This window comes from Anaerobacillus sp. 63XJN7_5_ISO-PGPR-S23-430 (assembly GCF_056173695.1).
On record NZ_CM149686.1, the window covers coordinates 1 to 22,799 of the forward strand.

The 22,799-nt window shown below is 43.0% G+C and carries 13 protein-coding genes, 1 tRNA gene, 3 rRNA genes and 1 other annotated feature; of the genes, 16 read left to right on the forward strand and 1 reads right to left on the reverse strand.

The window, feature by feature from the left end:
* The 10 genes from dnaA to rrf all read left to right on the forward strand — a co-directional run bounded on the left by dnaA (position 1) and on the right by rrf (position 14,501).
* Entirely contained in the window at positions 1 to 1,353 is a 1,353-nt protein-coding gene (gene dnaA / locus AC0VYJ_RS00005) for a chromosomal replication initiator protein DnaA (RefSeq protein ID WP_194218140.1), read from the forward strand.
* 197 nt (positions 1,354 to 1,550) lie between these two features.
* Positions 1,551 to 2,693, forward strand: coding sequence for a DNA polymerase III subunit beta (gene dnaN, locus AC0VYJ_RS00010; RefSeq protein WP_194218139.1), 1,143 nt, complete (start codon positions 1,551 to 1,553; stop codon positions 2,691 to 2,693).
* A gap of 196 nt (positions 2,694 to 2,889) precedes the next feature.
* Complete coding sequence (gene yaaA / locus AC0VYJ_RS00015; RefSeq protein WP_194218138.1) at positions 2,890 to 3,102, forward strand: S4 domain-containing protein YaaA; 213 nt, start codon at positions 2,890 to 2,892, stop codon at positions 3,100 to 3,102.
* Positions 3,103 to 3,116: 14 nt separating this feature from the next.
* Positions 3,117 to 4,235, forward strand: coding sequence for a DNA replication/repair protein RecF (gene recF / locus AC0VYJ_RS00020; RefSeq protein WP_194218137.1), 1,119 nt, complete (start codon positions 3,117 to 3,119; stop codon positions 4,233 to 4,235).
* A 9-nt stretch (positions 4,236 to 4,244) separates the two neighbouring features.
* Positions 4,245 to 4,523: an extracellular matrix regulator RemB gene (gene remB / locus AC0VYJ_RS00025; RefSeq protein ID WP_194218136.1), complete on the forward strand. Its 279-nt coding sequence runs from the start codon at positions 4,245 to 4,247 to the stop codon at positions 4,521 to 4,523.
* Positions 4,524 to 4,592: 69 nt separating this feature from the next.
* On the forward strand, positions 4,593 to 6,521 hold the full coding sequence (gene gyrB / locus AC0VYJ_RS00030; protein ID WP_475366268.1) for a DNA topoisomerase (ATP-hydrolyzing) subunit B: 1,929 nt from the start codon (positions 4,593 to 4,595) through the stop codon (positions 6,519 to 6,521).
* 108 nt (positions 6,522 to 6,629) lie between these two features.
* Positions 6,630 to 9,191 carry a DNA gyrase subunit A gene (gene gyrA, locus AC0VYJ_RS00035; RefSeq protein ID WP_475366269.1) on the forward strand — a complete coding sequence of 854 codons (2,562 nt, stop codon included), beginning with the start codon at positions 6,630 to 6,632 and terminating at the stop codon, positions 9,189 to 9,191.
* A gap of 303 nt (positions 9,192 to 9,494) precedes the next feature.
* Positions 9,495 to 11,046 (forward strand): 16S ribosomal RNA (locus AC0VYJ_RS00040).
* Between the two features lie 237 nt (positions 11,047 to 11,283).
* Positions 11,284 to 14,213 (forward strand): 23S ribosomal RNA (locus tag AC0VYJ_RS00045).
* Between the two features lie 171 nt (positions 14,214 to 14,384).
* Positions 14,385 to 14,501 (forward strand): 5S ribosomal RNA (rrf, locus tag AC0VYJ_RS00050).
* The 16S, 23S and 5S rRNA genes sit together here, the layout of an rRNA operon.
* 473 nt (positions 14,502 to 14,974) lie before the next feature.
* Here the strand turns inward: rrf and AC0VYJ_RS00055 are convergent.
* A complete protein-coding gene (locus tag AC0VYJ_RS00055) occupies positions 14,975 to 15,940 on the reverse strand; it encodes a YaaC family protein (protein ID WP_475366270.1) in 966 nt (321 codons plus the stop codon).
* A gap of 116 nt (positions 15,941 to 16,056) precedes the next feature.
* On the opposite strand from AC0VYJ_RS00055, the gene guaB reads away from it, so the two are divergent.
* The 6 genes from guaB to AC0VYJ_RS00085 all read left to right on the forward strand — a co-directional run bounded on the left by guaB (position 16,057) and on the right by AC0VYJ_RS00085 (position 22,695).
* Complete coding sequence (gene guaB / locus AC0VYJ_RS00060) at positions 16,057 to 17,514, forward strand: IMP dehydrogenase (RefSeq protein ID WP_194222560.1); 1,458 nt, start codon at positions 16,057 to 16,059, stop codon at positions 17,512 to 17,514.
* A 174-nt stretch (positions 17,515 to 17,688) separates the two neighbouring features.
* On the forward strand, positions 17,689 to 19,005 hold the full coding sequence (locus tag AC0VYJ_RS00065; protein ID WP_475367431.1) for a D-alanyl-D-alanine carboxypeptidase family protein: 1,317 nt from the start codon (positions 17,689 to 17,691) through the stop codon (positions 19,003 to 19,005).
* 187 nt (positions 19,006 to 19,192) lie between these two features.
* Complete coding sequence (pdxS, locus tag AC0VYJ_RS00070) at positions 19,193 to 20,080, forward strand: pyridoxal 5'-phosphate synthase lyase subunit PdxS (RefSeq protein WP_098445637.1); 888 nt, start codon at positions 19,193 to 19,195, stop codon at positions 20,078 to 20,080.
* A 72-nt stretch (positions 20,081 to 20,152) separates the two neighbouring features.
* Complete coding sequence (pdxT, locus tag AC0VYJ_RS00075; protein ID WP_283153224.1) at positions 20,153 to 20,746, forward strand: pyridoxal 5'-phosphate synthase glutaminase subunit PdxT; 594 nt, start codon at positions 20,153 to 20,155, stop codon at positions 20,744 to 20,746.
* A gap of 66 nt (positions 20,747 to 20,812) precedes the next feature.
* Positions 20,813 to 21,017: a binding site (T-box leader), on the forward strand.
* 97 nt (positions 21,018 to 21,114) lie between these two features.
* The gene (gene serS, locus AC0VYJ_RS00080; RefSeq protein WP_194222562.1) at positions 21,115 to 22,389 is read left to right on the forward strand and encodes a serine--tRNA ligase; all 1,275 of its coding nucleotides are present in this window, start codon (positions 21,115 to 21,117) and stop codon (positions 22,387 to 22,389) included.
* 213 nt (positions 22,390 to 22,602) lie between these two features.
* A tRNA-Ser gene (locus tag AC0VYJ_RS00085) sits at positions 22,603 to 22,695 on the forward strand.
* Positions 22,696 to 22,799 lie beyond the last annotated feature (104 nt).

Consider the following 22,799-nt stretch of genomic DNA (forward strand, 5'->3'; position numbering starts at 1 on the left):
TTGGATAACATCACGGATCTCTGGCAACAGGCATTATCCGAAATCGAAAAAAAATTAAGTAAGCCGAGTTTCGAAACCTGGTTAAAGTCCACTTCTGCTAACAGAATGGAAGGCGACACCATTATTATTACTGCCCCCAACGAGTTCGCTAGAGACTGGCTCGAATCTAGATACTCAAGTTTAATAACGGAAACGTTACTTGAGCTAACAGGCAGTGAACTCAAAGCAAAGTTCATTATTCCCCAGAATCAGTCCGATACTGATTTGGATCTTGAACAATCTATGAAGAAAAAACCAAAAGCAAATCCCGCTCAGGAAGAACATCCGCAGAGCGTGCTTAATTCCAAATATACGTTTGATACTTTCGTTATTGGATCGGGGAACCGTTTTGCTCATGCAGCTTCCCTAGCAGTGGCTGAAGCGCCAGCTAAAGCTTATAATCCTTTATTTATTTACGGGGGGGTTGGCCTAGGAAAAACACACTTGATGCATGCAATTGGTCACTATGTCATTGAGCATAATCCGAATGCAAAAGTGGTGTATTTATCATCCGAGAAGTTTACTAATGAGTTTATTAACTCCATTCGCGATAACAAGACCGTTAATTTTCGCAATAAATATCGAAATGTAGACGTACTACTGATTGATGATATTCAATTTCTAGCTGGTAAAGAACAAACCCAAGAGGAATTCTTCCACACATTTAATGCGCTTCATGAAGAAAGTAAGCAAATTGTGATTTCAAGTGATCGACCACCTAAGGAAATACCAACGCTAGAGGACAGGCTACGATCACGTTTCGAATGGGGATTAATTACTGATATTACGCCTCCTGATCTTGAAACAAGGATTGCGATTCTTAGAAAGAAAGCGAAAGCTGAAGGTCTAGATATCCCAAATGAAGTGATGCTCTATATCGCTAACCAAATTGATACGAACATTCGTGAACTAGAAGGTGCTCTTATTCGAGTGGTGGCCTATTCTTCACTAATTAATCAAGACATGAATGCGGACTTAGCAGCTGAAGCTCTAAAAAATATTATTCCATCATCAAAACCTAGAGTCATCACCATCCATGATATTCAAAATGTTATAGGTGATCACTTCTCAGTAAAACTAGAAGACTTTGCGGCTAAAAAGAGAACGAAATCAGTCGCTTTCCCACGTCAAATTGCGATGTATCTATCAAGAGAACTGACCGATTTTTCTCTTCCGAAGATTGGGGAAGAATTTGGAGGCCGAGATCACACAACTGTGATCCACGCTCATGAGAAGATTTCAAAACTAGTGGATTCTGATCAAGCATTTCAGAAGAAACTGCAAGATATAGTAGAGCAGCTGAAAAATGGATAGTTACCTTTTTTGTGGATATTAGTTGATAGAGTGTGTACAATTATCCAGAGTTACTAACACACTATCCACAGGTGGATAACTTGCGTGATATAGGTTCAATAACACTTATCCACACATTCACAGCCCCTACTAGTAAGACTACGACTTTTTTTAAGTAATAAATATATAATCAGGGTCATTTATTTAGGAGGTAAATTATGCGTTTCAAAATCGAGAGAGATTATCTAGTATCAAGCGTATCTGATGTCATGAAAGCAGTATCTTCAAGAACAACGATACCGATACTGACTGGTATTAAAATCGTGGCAAGCGATGAAGGTGTAACATTAACAGGCTCTGACTCAGATATTTCAATCGAATGTTTCATTCCCGCAGAGGAAAATGATAAACAAATTGTTGAAATCTCTCAGATGGGAAGTATTGTTCTTCAAGCACGTTTCTTCTCTGATATCGTTAAAAAACTACCAGGTGATCAAGTAGAAATTGAAGTTCACGATAGCTTAACAACGAGAATCCGTTCTGGATCTTCAGAGTTTAACCTTAACGGTCTAGATCCTGAAGAATACCCACGTCTACCAGAAGTAGAATCCAAAGAAGGATTTCAAATTCAAGCAGATCTCCTAAAAAACATTATTAGACAAACGGTATTTGCTGTTTCTACTTCAGAAACTAGACCGGTGTTGACAGGTGTAAACTGGAAGCTTGAGAATAGCGAATTAAACTGTACTGCGACAGATAGTCACCGACTTGCTCTCAGAACAGTGCAGGTTGAACCTAATGGTAATGACCTTTCATTCTCAAATGTCGTTATCCCAGGAAAGAGTTTAAGTGAACTTTCTAAAATTATTGATGATAACGAAGAACTTGTAGATATTACGGTTACAGAGAATCAAATTCTATTTAAATCAAATCACATTCTCTTTTTCTCAAGACTTCTTGACGGAAATTATCCTGATACAAGTCGACTTATACCTAACGAAAGTAAAACAAACGTAACGGTATCAGCAAAAGAACTATTACAAGCAATTGATCGAGCTTCAGTTCTTGCACGAGAAGGAAGGAATAACGTAGTCAAGCTCGCAAGCATAGAGGAATCAACGTTAGAAATTTCCTCAAACTCTCCTGAAATCGGTAAAGTTATTGAACAGGTACAATCTCAATTCTTTGATGGAGAAGAGCTTAAGATTTCTTTTAGTGCTAAATACATGATGGATGCGTTGAGATCGATGGATTCCAATGAAGTGAATATTAGCTTTACTGGTGCGATGCGTCCATTCTTAATCAAGCCTATTGAAGGAGCTGCTATTATGCAGTTAATTCTACCGGTACGAACTTATTAATTTTAGTTAAAATTCATGCAAAAATATTGAGCTGCTGAGAAGAATTCTTCCAGCGGCTTTCTCTTTTTTCTTGCCATTGTGAAATTTCCACTCTATAAGTCATGCGTTTTAGTTAAAAAAGAGTTATAATAAACTATTGTCATCCTTCAAACTCGTCATCGTTGAATGGAGTAGAAGGAAAATGAGGTGAACGAAGATGAATGAAATCAAATTAATTAAAGAATACATCACTCTTGGCCAACTTCTTCAAGAAGCTGGAGTGATTAATACAGGCGGAATGGCAAAGTGGTTTCTGTCAGAGTACGAGGTCTATGTAAACGGAGAATTAGATGACCGACGTGGCAGAAAACTCTACAATCAGGATAAAGTGATGATTCCTGGAGTCGGGGAGTTTGTTGTATCTAGCTGAATGGGGGTTTCCCGTTGCATCTAAACACATTGAAAGTAACGAATTATCGAAATTACACGAAGCAAGAACTGCAGTTTGAAAATAACGTGAACGTTTTTCTCGGTGAAAATGCTCAGGGGAAAACAAACATCATGGAAGCTATCTATGTACTAGCTATGGCGAGATCCCATCGTACACCAAGAGATAAAGAATTAATCAATTGGGACGAGGAATATGCTAAAATAGAAGGTAGAATAGAAAAACGAAATGGTCCCCTCTCCCTCCAACTGGTTATTTCCCAAAAAGGTAAGAAAGCCAAACTAAATCAATTGGAACAGCAGAAACTGAGCAACTACATTGGTGCACTGAATGTTGTCATGTTTGCACCAGAGGATCTCAATCTGGTTAAAGGCAATCCTGGCGTTCGCAGAAGATTCATCGATATTGAAATTGGCCAGGTACAACCAGTCTATCTCTATTATCTTGGTCGATATCTGAAGCTTCTTCAGCAGCGTAACAGCTTGTTAAAGACCTTGCGATATCAAAAAAATCCCGATTATGTAATGTTGGATATCCTGACCGAACAATTAATTGAAGCTGCTGCGAATATTTATATACGTCGAGTTCGATTTGTTCAACTCCTTCAACAATGGGCTGAACCAATTCATTATGGAATTAGTAGAGGGCTAGAAAAACTTGAAATTCACTATAATCCAACTGTAGAGGTATCAGAACCAACCGATTTGTCGAAAATAGTAGATGGATATAAGCAAAAGTTTGATAAAATTAAAGAGAGAGAAGTTGAGCGTGGTGTTACGCTAGCGGGCCCCCATAGAGATGATTTGTCGTTTTTTGTAAATGGGAAGGACGTTCAAACCTATGGATCTCAAGGGCAACAGCGTACCACGGCTTTATCACTAAAACTTGCTGAAATTGAATTAATTCATAGTGAAGTAGGCGAATATCCTTTACTTCTGCTTGATGATGTTCTGTCGGAGTTAGATGATTACAGGCAGTCTCATCTTTTAAATACAATTCAGGGAAAGGTCCAGACGTTTGTCACAACGACTAGCGTCGAAGGCATCCATCATGAAACGCTTGAGAAAGCGACGACTTTTCAAGTCCAAGATGGACTAATCGAAAAGGTGAAATGAGGTGAAGTGGTGTTTATACACTTAGGAGAGGACGTAGTTGTTCAATCGAGAGATGTTGTTGGCATCTTTGATTGGCAAGTTATGGAGGAAGCGGAGATTACGAATGAATTCTTGCACCGCCATCAAAAAGATAAGCTAGTAGAAGATATTGGTGGTGATTTAACGAAATCAATCGTTATCACAACTGATACGGTCTATCTGTCCCCTTTATCTTCACTTACACTAAAAAGACGTGCTTACACAGTATCGGATAGTGTAGAAGTAACATCGAATGGAGAATCATCTTAAAACCAGGTTGGCTGGCAATCAGCAAGCTTAATTGAGTCTATCTTTGATAGAGAAATGTAGGTGAACAATATGACATTAGAGCAACAGTCTAATAAAGAAAGTTATGATGAAAGTCAGATTCAGGTCCTTGAGGGACTTGAGGCTGTTCGAAAACGCCCAGGGATGTACATCGGTTCCACAAGTAGCAGAGGTCTCCACCATCTTGTTTGGGAAATTGTAGATAACAGTATCGATGAAGCTCTTGCAGGGTACTGTTCACAAATTACAGTTAGTATTGAGAAAGACAATAGCATTAAAGTAGAGGATAACGGACGAGGCATTCCAGTCGGTATTCAAGAGAAAATGGGCCGTCCTGCAGTCGAAGTTATTATGACTGTACTGCATGCCGGTGGTAAGTTTGGCGGCGGTGGATATAAAGTCTCCGGTGGACTGCACGGTGTAGGTGCATCAGTAGTAAATGCTTTGTCGTCTAAACTTGAAATTACGGTAGAACGTGAAGGCAAAGTTTATTACCAAAGTTATACACGCGGTGTACCTGATGAAGATCTTAAGGTTATTGGTGATAGTGATGTGACGGGTACAACCATTCACTTCATCCCTGATACCGAAATTTTTACTGAAACAATAGAATATGAATTTGATATTCTTGCTCATCGTCTAAGAGAACTTGCTTTCCTAAATCGCGGAATTAAGATTGTTGCGCAAGACAAGCGTCCTGAAGAAACTAAGCGTAATGAATATCATTACGAGGGCGGTATTAAATCATACGTTGAACATTTAAATCGTTCACGTGAAGCGCTCCACGAAGAACCAATCTTCGTAGAAGGAGAACGTGAAGGGATTTCTGTCGAGATCGCTGTTCAATACAATGATGGTTTTGCGAGTAGTATCTACTCATTTGCCAATAACATCAATACACATGAGGGTGGAAGTCACGAATACGGTTTTAAAACAGCCCTTACTCGCGTTATTAATGACTATGCACGAAAAAATAGTTTATTCCGTGAAACCGACCCTAACTTAACAGGGGATGATGTACGAGAAGGATTAACTGCAATCATTTCAATTAAGCACCCTGATCCTCAATTCGAAGGTCAGACGAAAACAAAGCTTGGAAATGCAGAAGCTCGTACAATTACCGAGTCTATTTTTGGAGAAAAGTTCTCTACTTTCCTTTTTGAAAATCCCCTCGTTGCTAAGCAAATAGTTGAGAAAGGTCTTATGGCCTCACGCGCTCGTGCTGCAGCAAAGAAAGCACGAGAGTTAACAAGAAGGAAAGGTGCTCTTGAAGTGAGCGCTCTCCCAGGTAAATTAGCTGATTGCTCATCTAAAGATGCTTCTATTTCTGAACTCTATATTGTTGAGGGTGACTCAGCGGGTGGATCAGCTAAACAGGGACGTGATCGTCATTTCCAAGCAATATTGCCTCTAAAAGGTAAAATTCTGAACGTCGAGAAAGCACGTTTAGATAAAATACTATCAAATAACGAAATTAGAGCGATTATCACAGCACTTGGAACAGGTATAGGTGAGGATTTTGATTTATCAAAAGCTCGCTACCACAAATTAATTATCATGACTGATGCGGATGTTGATGGAGCCCACATTCGAACGCTTCTATTAACATTTTTCTATCGCTATATGCGTCCGTTGATTGAAAATGGCTATGTTTACATTGCCCAGCCGCCACTTTATAAGATTACACAAGGAAAAAAAGTTACTTACGCTTATAATGACCGCGAGCATGATATTATTTTGAACGAGATTCCGAAAGCTCCTAAGCCCGGTATTCAGCGATACAAAGGTCTAGGTGAAATGAACCCAACTCAGCTTTGGGAAACAACGATGGATCCTGAGTCGCGTACAGTACTGCAAGTTGAACTACAAGATGCGATCGAAGCGGATGAAGTCTTTGATATGTTAATGGGAGATCGTGTTGAACCGAGACGGAACTTTATTCAAGACAACGCCCATTATGTAAAGAATCTAGATGTTTAAGAAATAAACTGAAGGGGGGAATCCCCCCTTTTCTGCTGTTCAAGGGTTAATAAGGCAATACAGCTAAATGTTATGAGATGAACAAGAGTATAATTGGAGGTTTTCCGTATGTCTGATATGGAAAGATCGAGAGTTAAGGAAATAAATATTAGTCAGGAAATGCGCACCTCCTTCATGGATTATGCGATGAGCGTTATTGTAAGTCGAGCTCTTCCTGATGTACGAGATGGTTTAAAACCAGTGCATCGCCGTATTTTGTATGCCATGAATGACCTGGGTATGACTTCTGATAAAGCTTACAAGAAGTCTGCGCGTATTGTTGGAGAAGTAATTGGTAAGTACCATCCACACGGTGATTCAGCTGTATATGACACAATGGTGCGCATGGCTCAGGACTTTAGCTATCGTAATATGTTAATAGATGGCCATGGTAACTTTGGTTCTATTGACGGAGATTCAGCAGCTGCAATGCGTTACACTGAGGCGAGAATGTCTAAAATCGCTATGGAAATGGTGCGAGACATTAACAAAGACACAATAGACTACCAGGACAACTATGATGGCTCTGAACAAGAACCAATTGTTCTCCCTGCAAGGTTTCCTAACTTACTAGTAAACGGAGCTTCAGGTATCGCTGTAGGAATGGCTACGAATATACCACCGCATAACCTTGGGGAAGTCATTGAAGGGATTTTGGAACTTAGTAAGAATCCAGAGATTTCGATACCTGAATTAATGGAGTTTATTCCAGGACCAGATTTCCCGACTGCAGCTGAGATTCTTGGACGTGAGGGTATTCGCAAAGCTTATATGACTGGTAGAGGATCAATTATCCAGCGGGCAAAAGCTGAAATCGAAGAATTTAGCAATGGTAAAAAGACGATCATTGTATCTGAACTTCCTTATCAGGTTAATAAAGCACGTCTTGTCGAAAAAATCGCAGAGCTTGTTCGCGATAAAAAGATAGAGGGTATCACAGATCTTCGTGACGAATCTGACCGCACAGGAATGCGTGTTGTCATTGAAGTGCGTAAAGATGCAAATGCGAATGTTCTCCTAAATAACTTATATAAACAAACTGCACTTCAAACTAGCTTCGGGATTAACACCCTTGCTCTAGTAGATGGACAACCAAAAGTATTAACGCTAAAAGAATGTCTTGAGCATTATCTAGAGCATCAAAAGGTTGTTATTAGAAGAAGAACGCAGTTTGAGCTAAACAAAGCGGAAGCAAGAGCACATATATTAGAAGGTTTGCGAATTGCACTTGATCATTTAGATGAAGTGATTAAATTAATTCGAGCTTCTGAAACAACAGATATTGCTAGAGAAGGCCTTATGACAAAGTTCTCGCTAAGCTATGATCAGTCTCAGGCGATCCTTGATATGCGACTTCAGCGTTTAACTGGTCTAGAGCGTGATAAAATTGAATCAGAATATCAAGAATTAATGAAGCGTATCGCTGAACTAAAAGCGATCCTTGCTGATGAAGAGAAAGTTCTTGAAATCATTCGCGAAGAGCTAGCGGAAGTAAAAGAAAGGTTCGCAGACAAACGTCGTACCGAAATAACGGTTGGCTTCGATATGATCGAGGATGAAGATTTAATTCCTAAACAAAATATTGTTATTACCCTCACACATAAAGGGTATATAAAGCGTCTGCCAATCGATACGTATCGTAGTCAAAAGCGCGGTGGTCGTGGAATTCAGGGGATGGGTACAAATGATGGTGACTTTGTTGAACACCTATTCACTACTCTGACGCATAATACGATTCTTTTCTTTACGAATAAAGGGAAGGTCTACAGACTTAAAGGGTATGAAGTACCTGAGCTTAGTCGAACGGCGAAAGGGATTCCAATTATTAATCTCCTTCAAATAGAAAAAGATGAATATATCACTGCAATTATTCCTATAGAAGAGTTTGTTGATGATTGGTTCGTTTTCTTTGCGACGAAGCAGGGTGTTGTTAAACGCTCTCCATTATCTGCCTTTGCGAATATTCGAAAGGGTGGGCTCATTGCCATCAACTTTAAAGAAGACGATGAGCTAATGGGCGTTCGTCTAACGAATGGATCGAAAGAGCTTATTATGGGAACGAAACAAGGAATGGCGATTCGCTTTCATGAAGAAGACGTTAGATCTATGGGTCGAACAGCTACTGGTGTTAAGGGGATCACCCTTCAGGAGAACGATCAAGTTGTCGGTATAGGCATTCTAGATGAAAACCAGGATGTACTTATTGTGACTGATAAAGGATTCGGTAAACGAACACCTGTTGAAGAGTATCGCGTGCAAACAAGAGGCGGTAAAGGTATCAAGACGTGTAACCTTACTGAACGTAATGGTGTGTTAACAGCTCTCAAGACTGTCACGCTTGATGAAGAATGTATGATTATTACTGAGAGTGGCGTCATTATTCGTATTGATGTACAGGATATTTCTCAAACCGGAAGAAACACGCAAGGTGTGAGATTGATCCGTATCTCTGAAGGTGACTCTGTCGCAACGGTTGCGAAGGTAGAGATCAATGAAGAGGGTATCGAAGGTGAGGACATCGAAGATACAGAACCTACTATTGAAGTAAGTGCGGAAGAAATCATTGATGTTGATGCTGAAGAGATCATCGAGAATGATGATAACGACGATTCAAAGCCTGAAGAAGAGTAACAAGTTAGAAGAAGAGGAGAAATCCTCTTCTTTTTTTATTTTTCTATTGCAATACTGATAAGCAGATGATAAGATGTAATTCCGTCGCTTTGACGGGGTCTCCAAAACCTTCTAAAATTGGTTTTAAAAAACTTATAAAAAAGTGTTGACGAGATAACGCATTACATGATATATTATTTAAGTCGCCGATAAACAACGGCGAAAACGAAAGAAACAAATCGATCTTTGAAAACTGAACGAAACGCCATGTAAGTAGTTGTTTCTACGGAAACAAAACATTGTTTTAAAGCTAGATTAAGCTTTCTATCGGAGAGTTTGATCCTGGCTCAGGACGAACGCTGGCGGCGTGCCTAATACATGCAAGTCGAGCGAAGAGATGGGAGCTTGCTCCCTGATCTTAGCGGCGGACGGGTGAGTAACACGTGGGCAACCTGCCCTGCAGACTGGGATAACTCCGGGAAACCGGAGCTAATACCGGGTAATACATCGCACCGCATGGTGCAATGTTGAAAGTTGGCTTTCGAGCTAACACTGCAGGATGGGCCCGCGGCGCATTAGCTAGTTGGTAAGGTAATGGCTTACCAAGGCGACGATGCGTAGCCGACCTGAGAGGGTGATCGGCCACACTGGGACTGAGACACGGCCCAGACTCCTACGGGAGGCAGCAGTAGGGAATCTTCCGCAATGGACGAAAGTCTGACGGAGCAACGCCGCGTGAGTGACGAAGGCCTTCGGGTCGTAAAGCTCTGTTGTTAGGGAAGAACAAGTACCGTTCGAATAGGGCGGTACCTTGACGGTACCTAACCAGAAAGCCACGGCTAACTACGTGCCAGCAGCCGCGGTAATACGTAGGTGGCAAGCGTTGTCCGGAATTATTGGGCGTAAAGCGCGCGCAGGCGGTCTTTTAAGTCTGATGTGAAAGCCCACGGCTCAACCGTGGAGGGTCATTGGAAACTGGAGGACTTGAGTGCAGAAGAGGAGAGTGGAATTCCACGTGTAGCGGTGAAATGCGTAGATATGTGGAGGAACACCAGTGGCGAAGGCGGCTCTCTGGTCTGTAACTGACGCTGAGGCGCGAAAGCGTGGGGAGCAAACAGGATTAGATACCCTGGTAGTCCACGCCGTAAACGATGAGTGCTAGGTGTTGGGGGGTTCCACCCTCAGTGCTGAAGTTAACACATTAAGCACTCCGCCTGGGGAGTACGACCGCAAGGTTGAAACTCAAAGGAATTGACGGGGGCCCGCACAAGCAGTGGAGCATGTGGTTTAATTCGAAGCAACGCGAAGAACCTTACCAGGTCTTGACATCCTCTGACAATCCTGGAGACAGGACGTTCCCCTTCGGGGGACAGAGTGACAGGTGGTGCATGGTTGTCGTCAGCTCGTGTCGTGAGATGTTGGGTTAAGTCCCGCAACGAGCGCAACCCTTGATCTTAGTTGCCAGCATTTAGTTGGGCACTCTAAGGTGACTGCCGGTGACAAACCGGAGGAAGGTGGGGATGACGTCAAATCATCATGCCCCTTATGACCTGGGCTACACACGTGCTACAATGGACGGTACAAAGGGCAGCAACACCGCGAGGTGAAGCGAATCCCATAAAGCCGTTCTCAGTTCGGATTGCAGGCTGCAACTCGCCTGCATGAAGCCGGAATTGCTAGTAATCGCGGATCAGCATGCCGCGGTGAATACGTTCCCGGGCCTTGTACACACCGCCCGTCACACCACGAGAGTTTGTAACACCCGAAGTCGGTGGGGTAACCTTTATGGAGCCAGCCGCCGAAGGTGGGACAAATGATTGGGGTGAAGTCGTAACAAGGTAGCCGTATCGGAAGGTGCGGCTGGATCACCTCCTTTCTATGGAGAATTACGAAGGTAACTTACGTTACCAACCTTACATGAGCGTTTCGTTTAGTTTTGAAAGAATGATTTATTCTTTCAAACCAGGTGAAGTGATGAAGCTTAGGCGGATTTAAACAGTAGCCTTGTTCCTTGAAAACTAGATAGCACAAACAACGACATCCAATAATTATTTTTTATGCAATAACTTAGTAATAACTGATGCGTTATGGCAGCAATGCCTAACAAATCGAAGGTTAAGCTACTAAGGGCGCACGGTGGATGCCTTGGCACTAGAAGCCTAAGAAGGACGGGACGAACACCGATATGCTTCGGGGAGCTGTAAGTACGCTTTGATCCGGAGATTTCCGAATGGGGGAACCCACCATCTTTAATAGGATGGTATCCATTTCTGAATACATAGGGAATGGAAGGCAGACCCGGGGAACTGAAACATCTCATTACCCGGAGGAAGAGAAAGCAAACGCGATTTCCTGAGTAGCGGCGAGCGAAACGGAATCAGCCCAAACCAGAGGGCTTGCCCTCTGGGGTTGTAGGACGTCTCTTTGGAGTTACAAAGGCACGGATAGACGAAGCGACCTGGAAAGGTCCATCAGAGAAGGTAACAATCCTGTAGTCAAAATCCGATGCCCTCCGAGACGGATCCTGAGTACGGCGGGACACGTGAAACCCCGTCGGAACCCGGGAGGACCATCTCCCAAGGCTAAATACTCTCTAGTGACCGATAGTGAACCAGTACCGTGAGGGAAAGGTGAAAAGCACCCCGGAAGGGGAGTGAAAAAGAACCTGAAACCGTGTGCCTACAACTAGTTGGAGCCCGTTAATGGGTGACAGCGTGCCTTTTGTAGAATGAACCGGCGAGTTACGATCCCGTGCAAGGTTAAGCTGAGAAGGCGGAGCCGCAGCGAAAGCGAGTCTGAATAGGGCGAAATAGTACGTGGTCGTAGACCCGAAACCAGGTGATCTACCCATGTCCAGGGTGAAGTTCAGGTAACACTGAATGGAGGCCCGAACCCACGCATGTTGAAAAATGCGGGGATGAGGTGTGGGTAGCGGTGAAATGCCAATCGAACCTGGAGATAGCTGGTTCTCTCCGAAATAGCTTTAGGGCTAGCCTCGCGGCAAGAATCTTGGAGGTAGAGCACTGATTGGACTAGGGGTCCTTACCGGATTACCGAATCCAGTCAAACTCCGAATGCCAACGATTTATCCGCGGGAGTCAGACTGCGAGTGATAAGATCCGTAGTCGAGAGGGAAACAGCCCAGACCACCAGCTAAGGTCCCAAAGTATACGTTAAGTGGAAAAGGATGTGGCGTTGCTTAGACAACCAGGATGTTGGCTTAGAAGCAGCCATCATTTAAAGAGTGCGTAATAGCTCACTGGTCGAGTGACGCTGCGCCGAAAATGTACCGGGGCTAAACGTATCACCGAAGCTGTGGATTGTCTTACGACAATGGTAGGAGAGCGTTCTAAGGGCTGTGAAGTCAGACCGAAAGGACTGGTGGAGCGCTTAGAAGTGAGAATGCCGGTATGAGTAGCGAAAGACAAGTGAGAATCTTGTCCGTCGAAAGCCCAAGGTTTCCTGAGGAAGGCTCGTCCGCTCAGGGTTAGTCGGGACCTAAGCCGAGGCCGAAAGGCGTAGGCGATGGATAACAGGTTGATATTCCTGTACCACCTCCTTTCCGTTTGAACGACGGGGGGACGCAGAAAGATAGGGAGAGCGCGCTGCTGGAAATGCGCGTCCAAGCGATTAGGCTGGTGAATAGGTAAATCCGTTCACCGTGAAGGCTGAGTCGTGATGGCGAGGGAAATTTAGTACCGAAGTCCTTGATTCTACGCTGCCAAGAAAAGCCTCTAGTGAGGAAAAAGGTGCCCGTACCGCAAACCGACACAGGTAGGCGAGGAGAGAATCCTAAGACGATCGGGAGAACTCTCGTTAAGGAACTCGGCAAAATGACCCCGTAACTTCGGGAGAAGGGGTGCTTCCTCGGGTTTATAGCCCAGGGGAGCCGCAGTGAAAAGATCCAAGCGACTGTTTAGCAAAAACACAGGTCTCTGCAAAGCCGTAAGGCGAAGTATAGGGGCTGACACCTGCCCGGTGCTGGAAGGTTAAGAGGAGGGGTTATCCCTTACGGGAGAAGCTCTGAATCGAAGCCCCAGTAAACGGCGGCCGTAACTATAACGGTCCTAAGGTAGCGAAATTCCTTGTCGGGTAAGTTCCGACCCGCACGAAAGGTGCAACGACTTGGATACTGTCTCAACGAGAGACCCGGTGAAATTATAGTACCTGTGAAGATGCAGGTTACCCGCGACAGGACGGAAAGACCCCATGGAGCTTTACTGTAGCCTGATATTGGATTTTGGTACAGCTTGTACAGGATAGGTAGGAGCCATAGAAGTCGGACCGCCAGGTTCGATGGAGGCGTCGGTGGGATACTACCCTGGCTGTACTGACATTCTAACCCAGCACCGTGATCCGGTGCGGAGACAGTGTCAGGTGGGCAGTTTGACTGGGGCGGTCGCCTCCTAAAGTGTAACGGAGGCGCCCAAAGGTTCCCTCAGAATGGTTGGAAATCATTCGCAGAGTGTAAAGGCACAAGGGAGCTTGACTGCGAGACCTACAAGTCGAGCAGGGACGAAAGTCGGGCTTAGTGATCCGGTGGTTCCGCATGGAAGGGCCATCGCTCAACGGATAAAAGCTACCCTGGGGATAACAGGCTTATCTCCCCCAAGAGTCCACATCGACGGGGAGGTTTGGCACCTCGATGTCGGCTCATCGCATCCTGGGGCTGAAGTAGGTCCCAAGGGTTGGGCTGTTCGCCCATTAAAGCGGTACGCGAGCTGGGTTCAGAACGTCGTGAGACAGTTCGGTCCCTATCCGTCGCGGGCGCAGGAAATTTGAGAGGAGCTGTCCTTAGTACGAGAGGACCGGGATGGACACACCGCTGGTGTACCAGTTGTTCCGCCAGGAGCATAGCTGGGTAGCTACGTGTGGAAGGGATAAGTGCTGAAAGCATCTAAGCATGAAGCCCCCCTCGAGATGAGATTTCCCACAGCATTAAGCTGGTAAGATCCCTTAGAGATGATGAGGTAGATAGGTTCGGGGTGGAAGCGTGGCAACACGTGGAGCTGACGAATACTAATCGATCGAGGGCTTAACCTAAACGAAAAGCGAAGTAAGCCGTTTAAATCCGACAAGCGGTTGGAGGCTTTTGAGTCAGACGCGCTTTATGCGTCAGAATCAAAAGGTGAAACGATCGAGGATTTGGCTTACGTAGCTGGACATATTGGAAAGTTGTGCGTGCTATCTAGTTTTCAGGGAACACCTGAATCGTCTAGTGATGATGGCGAAGAGGTCACACCCGTTCCCATGCCGAACACGGAAGTTAAGCTCTTCAGCGCCGATGGTAGTTGGAGGATCTCCTCCTGCAAGAGTAGGACGTCGCTGGGCACAAGATGAAAGGCGAGAGACCTGAGGGTTTCTCGCCTTTTTTTGTATCTATAAAGTGAAGAAAACTCGCAAGAGAAAAAAGCTTCATGTGAGACAATCAAAACTTCTTCGAAAGCTTCGTAGGGGTGGGAGAAGCAAGAAATTCGAGGAAGCAAGCTATGTCAGACCGGAGTGGATATTCGAGAGATCCATGAGGATCTGGCATCGCGCAGCTGGCGAAGTTCGCCGCTTATCGCGCCCCGTATGAGAACACGGAAGTTAAGCTCGAGCGCCGATGGTAGTTGGGGGATCTCCCCCTGCAAGAGTAGGACGTCGCTGGGCAATGAAGAGAAGCGAGAGACCTGAGGGTTTCTCGCTTTTTTGTATGGTTTTTTCGGTGTGTATTACCTAGCTGAATACCTAGGTCCACCACGTTCGTCGAATAAATACGAACTACCTGTTTCAACTCCCTTTACTTTACCAACGTACTGCGATCAACTTTTACTTCTCTTATTTAAAAACTCATATAGTAAATGCGGTATTTTTTCAGAAGTTACTTCAAGAAATTGTAGAATAAAAGGTAGATCTAATGACTCCTGAGTATGAAAAAGATCTCCCCACCATTCTGTCTCGTATCGGCAAATCATACTGAGGTTATATAAAATTAGATAGTGAGCCATTACCTCAGCAATAGGATTGTACTGACTACGTTCTGCCGGGAGGTAAAGAGTATTCCTATCATATAGGAAGGGGCGTCTCTGTAAACCTGCGACGGGGTCTTCCTTGAACTGCAAAGTAATGAAATCACGATTATGAGTAAGAACTTTTATTGAAGTATCCCCATGCTGCTGAAGGTAGGATTCAAAACGTTCTGCAGTCATATTTAACGTATCAAGAATACTTGCCTGAATAGTGAAAGAAGTGGAGGTAAGAGAAATCATTTTATAGCTCGTTACTTTACGAGTCAGCTTCTCAAATAATGGGCAAACTTCGGGTATAAGGGTAAGAAGATCTTCCATTTTATATTTCTCCCCTTCTACCTGTTTCACATGAAACATTTTCCTTGAAAAGTATTCAAAGAGTCCATTTTTTTGACCTTTTACTTCATCTTGCAAAAAAGCATAATGGCGTTTTTTTCTTTTTCGAGACGTAACGCCGTGTGCAAGAACATGTGTGTCACCCGGATAATTTGGATCAATTGTAATAAGACAAGCTTTTAACAGTTGAATCATCCCATAAAAAAGAAGGATTGGTTTTAGCTCTGCATCAGCAGTTGAAGCATGCCGATAATAGCGTTCGCCATATTCGATAAAATACATAAATCGATAACAGGAATCGTAGCTTTTACGTTCGGCATCCGGAAGTTCGATGTTAGAATAACATTCCTTTAAATATTGCTGAACATATGAGGCTGAGTGATATGCAAAGTTGTTTGAATGATAATGTCCAGAATATCCCATAGGAGCCCTCCATGTTTGATTATTCAAACTTATTCTATCTTTCTTGACAGTAGTTTAACCAATTGATAAGCTACTAATAAAATTTCGGACAATTCGATTAGAGGAGGATGAAAGGGATGTGGGAAACAAAATTCGCTAAAGAAGGGTTAACCTTCGATGATGTCTTATTAACACCAGCTTTTTCCGATGTACTACCAAGAGAAGTATCGGTGAAAACTCAATTAACGAAAGATCTTGAATTAAATGTACCGATTATTAGTGCTGGTATGGATACAGTAACTGAAGCGCCTATGGCTATTTCGATGGCAAGACAGGGTGGATTAGGTATTATTCATAAAAGCATGTCGATGGAGGAACAAGCTGAACACGTTGATCGTGTTAAACGATCTGAAAGTGGTGTTATTACTGATCCTTTCTTTCTCACACCAGAACATCAGGTATTCGATGCTGAACATCTGATGGGCAAGTATCGTATTTCCGGTGTTCCGATTGTTAATGAGGAACGCAAGCTCGTTGGTATCCTTACTAATCGTGACCTTCGTTTTATTGAAGACTACTCTATACAAATTAAAGACGTTATGACAAAAGAAAATCTTGTAACAGCTCCTGTAGGTACAACATTAAAAGAGGCTGAGCGAGTTCTTCAAAAGCATCGCATTGAAAAGCTTCCATTGGTTGATGATGATGGAACACTTAAAGGTCTTATAACAATTAAAGATATTGAGAAAGTTATTCAGTTTCCTCAGTCTGCTAAAGACAGCAGAGGCCGTCTTCTAGTTGGCGCTGCTGTAGGGAATACAACAGATGCTCTGAAGCGAGTTGAAAAACTAGTGGAGGCTGGTGTTGACGTTATTGTATTAGATTCTGCTCACGGCCATACAGAAGGCATTATGACAAAGGTGAGTGAAATCAAAAGCGCCTATCCTGATCTTCCAATTATCGCAGGTAATGTCGCAACTGCTGAGGGGACTAAAGCGTTAATTGAAGCCGGAGCCGATGTTGTGAAGGTAGGAATTGGACCTGGTTCAATTTGTACGACTCGCGTTATTGCTGGTGTTGGTGTACCTCAAATCACAGCGGTGTATGAATGTGCAACAGAAGCACGCAAACATGGTATTAGTATTATTGCTGATGGTGGCATTAAGTTCTCTGGAGATATCGTAAAGGCGCTCGCTGCAGGTGGCCATGCAGTGATGCTCGGTAGTATCCTTGCAGGTGTTGATGAAAGTCCAGGCGAACGTGAAATCTATCAGGGTCGTCAGTTTAAGGTATACCGTGGAATGGGCTCGATTGGAGCAATGGAAAAGGGAAGTAAAGATCGTTATTTCCAGGAAAATATGTCTAAACTCGTTCCTGAAGGAATTGAAGGACGTGTTCCTTACAAAGGACCACTAACTGATACAATTCATCAGTTAATCGGTGGCTTACGTTCTGGAATGGGTTACTGTGGGACAAGAACACTTAACTCACTTCGTGAAGATAGCCAGTTCGTTCGAATAACGGGTGCAGGCCTTCGCGAAAGTCATCCACACGATGTTCAGGTTACGAAAGAAGCACCAAATTACTCTGTTTAAATAGTGCTTTAGACTGAAGTTATAACAGGTGTGTGACAAAAATAGCTTAATACTTTCGAAAAGTAGATAGGGGACTTTCCTCTATCTATTTTTTTAATTTTAGGTGTGATAGAATAGCGGTTATGTGAGACTTATTTGGAGGTGTAGGGGTTGAGAAACCTTGGTTTGAAAGCCATGATCGTAACTATGGCGATGGTATTATTACTAGCAGGAACATTTGGTGGAGGCAATACTGCAGAAGCAGCAGAGGCGCCCGACATCAAAGCAGAAGCATCAATCTTAATTGATGCAAATTCAGGAAAGATTTTATATCAGAAAAATCCTGAATTAACGCTCTCACCTGCAAGTATGACAAAGATGATGTCGGAATATTTAGTACTTGAAGCAATTAATAAAAACGAAATAAGTTGGGATGAAAAAGTTACAGTAAGTGATACGATCCAAAAGCTATCACAGAACCGTTCTCTTTCAAACGTACCACTTCGTGTGGGTGAACAGTATACAGTTAAGGAATTATATGAAGCAATGGCCATTTATTCGGCAAATGCTGCCACAATGGCGCTGGCTGAGCACGTTGCTGGAACAGAAGCGAAGTTTGTCGAAATGATGAATGCAAAAGCAAAAGAAATGGGTATGAAGGAATACAAGTTTGTTAATAGTTCAGGGCTGAACAACAAAGACCTACTTGGTAATCATCCTGCTGGAGACCCTGATGAAGAGAACATGATGTCCGCTCGTTCAACTGGACTTCTTGCTTATAACCTTCTTAAAGATTTTCCTGAAGTAATAGAAACCACTAGTACTCCAGAAAAGAAATTCCGCGAAGGTACAGATGATGAAATTACAATGAAGAACTGGAACTGGCTTCTTCCTTCACTTGTATATGCTAATAAATATAAAGTAGAAGGCATAGATGGTCTCAAGACCGGCTCTACAGACCTTGCTGGTTTTGCTTTTACAGGAACAGCTAAACAAGGTGATATGCGATTAATTTCTGTTGTTATGAAAACTGATTCGTATGAAGCTCGTTTTGAAGAAACAGCTAAGCTTCTGAACTATGGATTTGATCAATTCCAGTCCCAAACAATTGTTACTAAAGGTGATAAAGCTGATGGTAATTCCACGGTTAAAGTTGTCAAAGGTAAGGAGAAAGAAGTTGGGGTCGCTGCAGGAGAATCTTTCAATGCAGTAACAGTGACGAATACGAAAGAACCATTTAAACTAAGCTATGAATACGATCAATCTCTTCTAACAGAAGATGGAGAACTAACTGCACCAATTAAAGAAGGCGATCAAGTTGGAAAAGTCGTCTTAAAATCAACCGGTGAAGACTTCGGTTACATAACAGGTGACAAGGGTTCTTCAGTACCTCTTGTAGCAACTGAATCTGTTGAAAAAGCAGGTTGGTTTACACTTACTATGCGAGCGATTGGTGGCTTCTTCTCTGGTGTATGGACTAGCGTAGCAGATGCTGTGAAAGGTCTGTTTTAATTAATAATATCAAGTATACTTGGAAAAAATACTCTTCGATGCGTTCATCGAGGAGTATTTTTCTAAATCTTTTATGAAATCACTGCACATGTGATAGGACAAGTCATGAAAAAATGTTACAATAAAAGCGTTTGATAGATGTCGTGTAACAAAGACGTTTCTAAGTATAGATATGGGAGGAATATAGATGAATCAACAAACAGGTACAGATCGTGTAAAACGTGGTATGGCTGAAATGCAAAAGGGCGGCGTGATTATGGACGTTGTCAATGCAGAGCAAGCTAAGATTGCAGAAGAAGCTGGTGCAGTAGCAGTAATGGCACTAGAACGAGTGCCATCTGATATTCGTGCAGCAGGCGGCGTAGCGCGTATGGCTGACCCTACAATCGTAGAGGACGTTGTGAATGCCGTATCGATTCCAGTAATGGCAAAATGCCGTATTGGTCATATTGTAGAAGCACGCGTTCTTGAATCAATGGGCGTTGACTACATTGATGAAAGTGAAGTTCTTACTCCAGTTGACGAAGAATTCCACCTTGATAAGCGCAAGTACACTGTTCCGTTTGTATGTGGAGCGCGTAACCTTGGTGAAGCACTGCGCCGCGTAGGTGAAGGTGCTGCAATGCTTCGTACGAAAGGTGAACCAGGAACAGGAAACGTTGTTGAAGCTGTACGTCATCAGCGTCTTATTCAATCCCAAATTCGTAAAATTTCAAGCATGTCTGAAGACGAACTGATGACTGAAGCGAAAAACCTTCAGGCGCCATTTGAGCTTCTTCTTCAAATTAAAGAGCTTGGACGTCTTCCGGTTGTTAACTTTGCTGCTGGTGGCATCGCAACTCCTGCAGATGCAGCACTAATGATGGAGCTTGGTTCTGACGGCGTCTTCGTTGGATCTGGAATTTTCAAATCGGATAATCCTGAGAAATTTGCTAAAGCTATTGTGGAAGCAACAACTCACTATCAGGATTATGAATTGATCGCGAATATTTCTAAGAACCTTGGTATCGCAATGCCAGGTATTGAAATTTCTTCACTTAAGCCATCAGACCGTATGCAAGAGCGCGGCTGGTAAAACATTGATTCCCCACCTGTGCAACATAAGGTGGGGTTCTTACTTAGATAAAGAGAAGGAGTCGAGAGAAGCATGGTGAGAGTTGGGGTCCTTGGACTGCAAGGTGCAATCCGAGAACACGTGAAAGCACTTGAAACAAAAGAAGCAGAAATCATTGTTGTGAAACGAGTAGAACAACTTAAGGATTTAGATGGCCTCGTACTACCTGGTGGAGAGAGTACGACAATGCGTCGATTAATTGATCAATATGGATTTTTAGAGCCACTTAAAGCTTTTGCAGCTGAGAAGCCTATTTTCGGGACATGTGCTGGGCTAATTCTGCTTTCAAAGCATATTGAAGGAGTAGACGGATCGCATATTGGTGTTATGGATGTAAAAGCAAAAAGAAATGCATTCGGACGTCAGCGCGAAAGCTTTGAAGCGCCATTACCTGTTAAAGGATTAGAAGATGACTTTATCGGTGTCTTCATTCGAGCTCCGTATATCGAAGAAGTTGGAGAAGATGTTGAAGTGCTTGCTACGTTTAATGAAAAAATCGTAGCTGCACGTCATGGACGTTTTCTTGCGTGTGCCTTCCATCCAGAACTAACAGATGATGATCGCATGCATCAGATGTTTATTGATATGGTTTTGGAGTTTAAGAAAGAAGGACTTGCAACAGAGTAATTTTTCGTGTAAATTATTACGTACCAAGAAGAAGAGAATTCTTTTTCTGCATAAGACGAATGATAAACGAAAACGTTGACGGGAATTAGTAATAGATGTTCAATGCCAAGAGAGTCGATGTGTGGTGCGAATCGATCATTGAACCCTGTGAATCCATCCTTGAGTAGAATGCTGAATGAAGTAGGCTTTCTCGGAGCAGACCGTTATTCTGTTAAGAGGCAGACAATCGTCTGCAATCAGGGTGGCAACGCGGGTAGCTCTCGTCCCTTTATAGGGGACGGGGGCTTTTTTGTATTTAAATACACGTCTCTACACCACTATCCCTTCCGTTAATTCGTTTATTGTTCATTAAAAAAGGAGGAAAAAGCATGATCGATTTAAAGTATTTGCGTAAGAATTTTGAAGAAGTAAAAGTAAAGCTATCTAAGCGTGGGGAAGATCTAGTAGGTCTTGATCGTTTTGAAGAGCTTGACCAGCGAAGAAGAGACCTTATCGCTGAAACGGAACAGTTAAAAGGACAGCGGAATGAAGCTTCTAAAAACGTGGCAGCATTTAAACGTGAGAAGAAAGATGCTGATCACCTTATTAAAGAAATGCGTGAAGTTGGCGATAAGATTAAAACAATGGATGAAGAGCTTCGCAATGTTGAGACAGAGCTTGAGCAAATTCTTCTTCAAATTCCAAACATTCCGCATGACAGTGTACCTGTTGGTGAGACGGAAGACGATAATATCGAAATCCGTACGTGGGGAGAGAAAAATGATTTTGCTTTTGAAGCGAAGCCACACTGGGACATCGCAACTGATCTAAATATTATTAACTTTGAACGTGCTGCAAAAGTAACGGGTAGTCGCTTCGCATTCTATAAAGGTGTTGGAGCTCGTCTTGAACGTTCATTGATTAACTTTATGATGGACTTACATGAATCAGAGCATGGCTATGAAGAGATTCTGCCTCCTTACCTTGTGAACCGTGAGAGCATGACTGGGACTGGTCAGTTACCTAAATTTGAAGAAGATGCGTTCAAAATTAGGGAAGAAGACTATTTCTTAATTCCGACAGCGGAAGTTCCTGTTACAAATTTTCATCGTGATGAAATTATGGACGGAGAAGATCTTCCACTTGCTTACACCGCATATAGTGCTTGCTTCCGTTCTGAAGCTGGTTCTGCTGGTCGTGATACACGTGGGCTGATTCGTCAGCATCAGTTTAACAAAGTAGAGCTTGTTCGCTTCGTTAAGCCTGAAGATTCTTATGATGAACTTGAAAAGCTGACTGGCCACGCAGAGAAAGTGTTACAGCTGTTGAACCTGCCTTACCGCGTGATGAGCATGTGTACAGGTGATCTTGGATTTACAGCAGCAAAGAAATACGATATTGAAGTTTGGATTCCAAGCTATGGCACATATCGTGAAATTTCTTCTTGCAGTAACTTTGAAGACTTCCAGGCACGTCGCGCAGGTATTCGCTTCCGTCGAGAAAAGAACGGTAAGCCAGAATTCCTTCATACGTTAAACGGATCTGGTCTTGCAATCGGAAGAACAGTTGCTGCAATCTTAGAGAACTATCAACAAGAAGATGGCTCTGTAATTGTTCCTGAAGTTCTGCGTCCATACATGGGTGGTCGTGAAATCATTAAATAGAAAATGATAAAGAGCAGAGGCATCTCTGCTCTTTATTTTTAGGATATAATCGTGTATAGTAAGGGGTGTTGATTTTCGGCGCGGTTTAACTGAAATGATCAACATAAGTAAGTAATTCAAATTCTTTTAAAAAAGTTTTGAGATATCGTTGACATTATTATAAGACGATGATATTATATTACTTGTCGCAGTTAGTTAATAACTTCTTCACACGGAGGAATACCCAAGTCTGGCTGAAGGGATCGGTCTTGAAAACCGACAGGGGCTTAGTCGCCCGCGGGGGTTCGAATCCCTCTTCCTCCTCCATTTACTAATTAATAACCAACGCGCATATAATTTGGAGATTATATTTCGACCGCTGTCATCGCCGACAGCGGTTTTTTCTATGTACTCATATTTTACGATAAGAA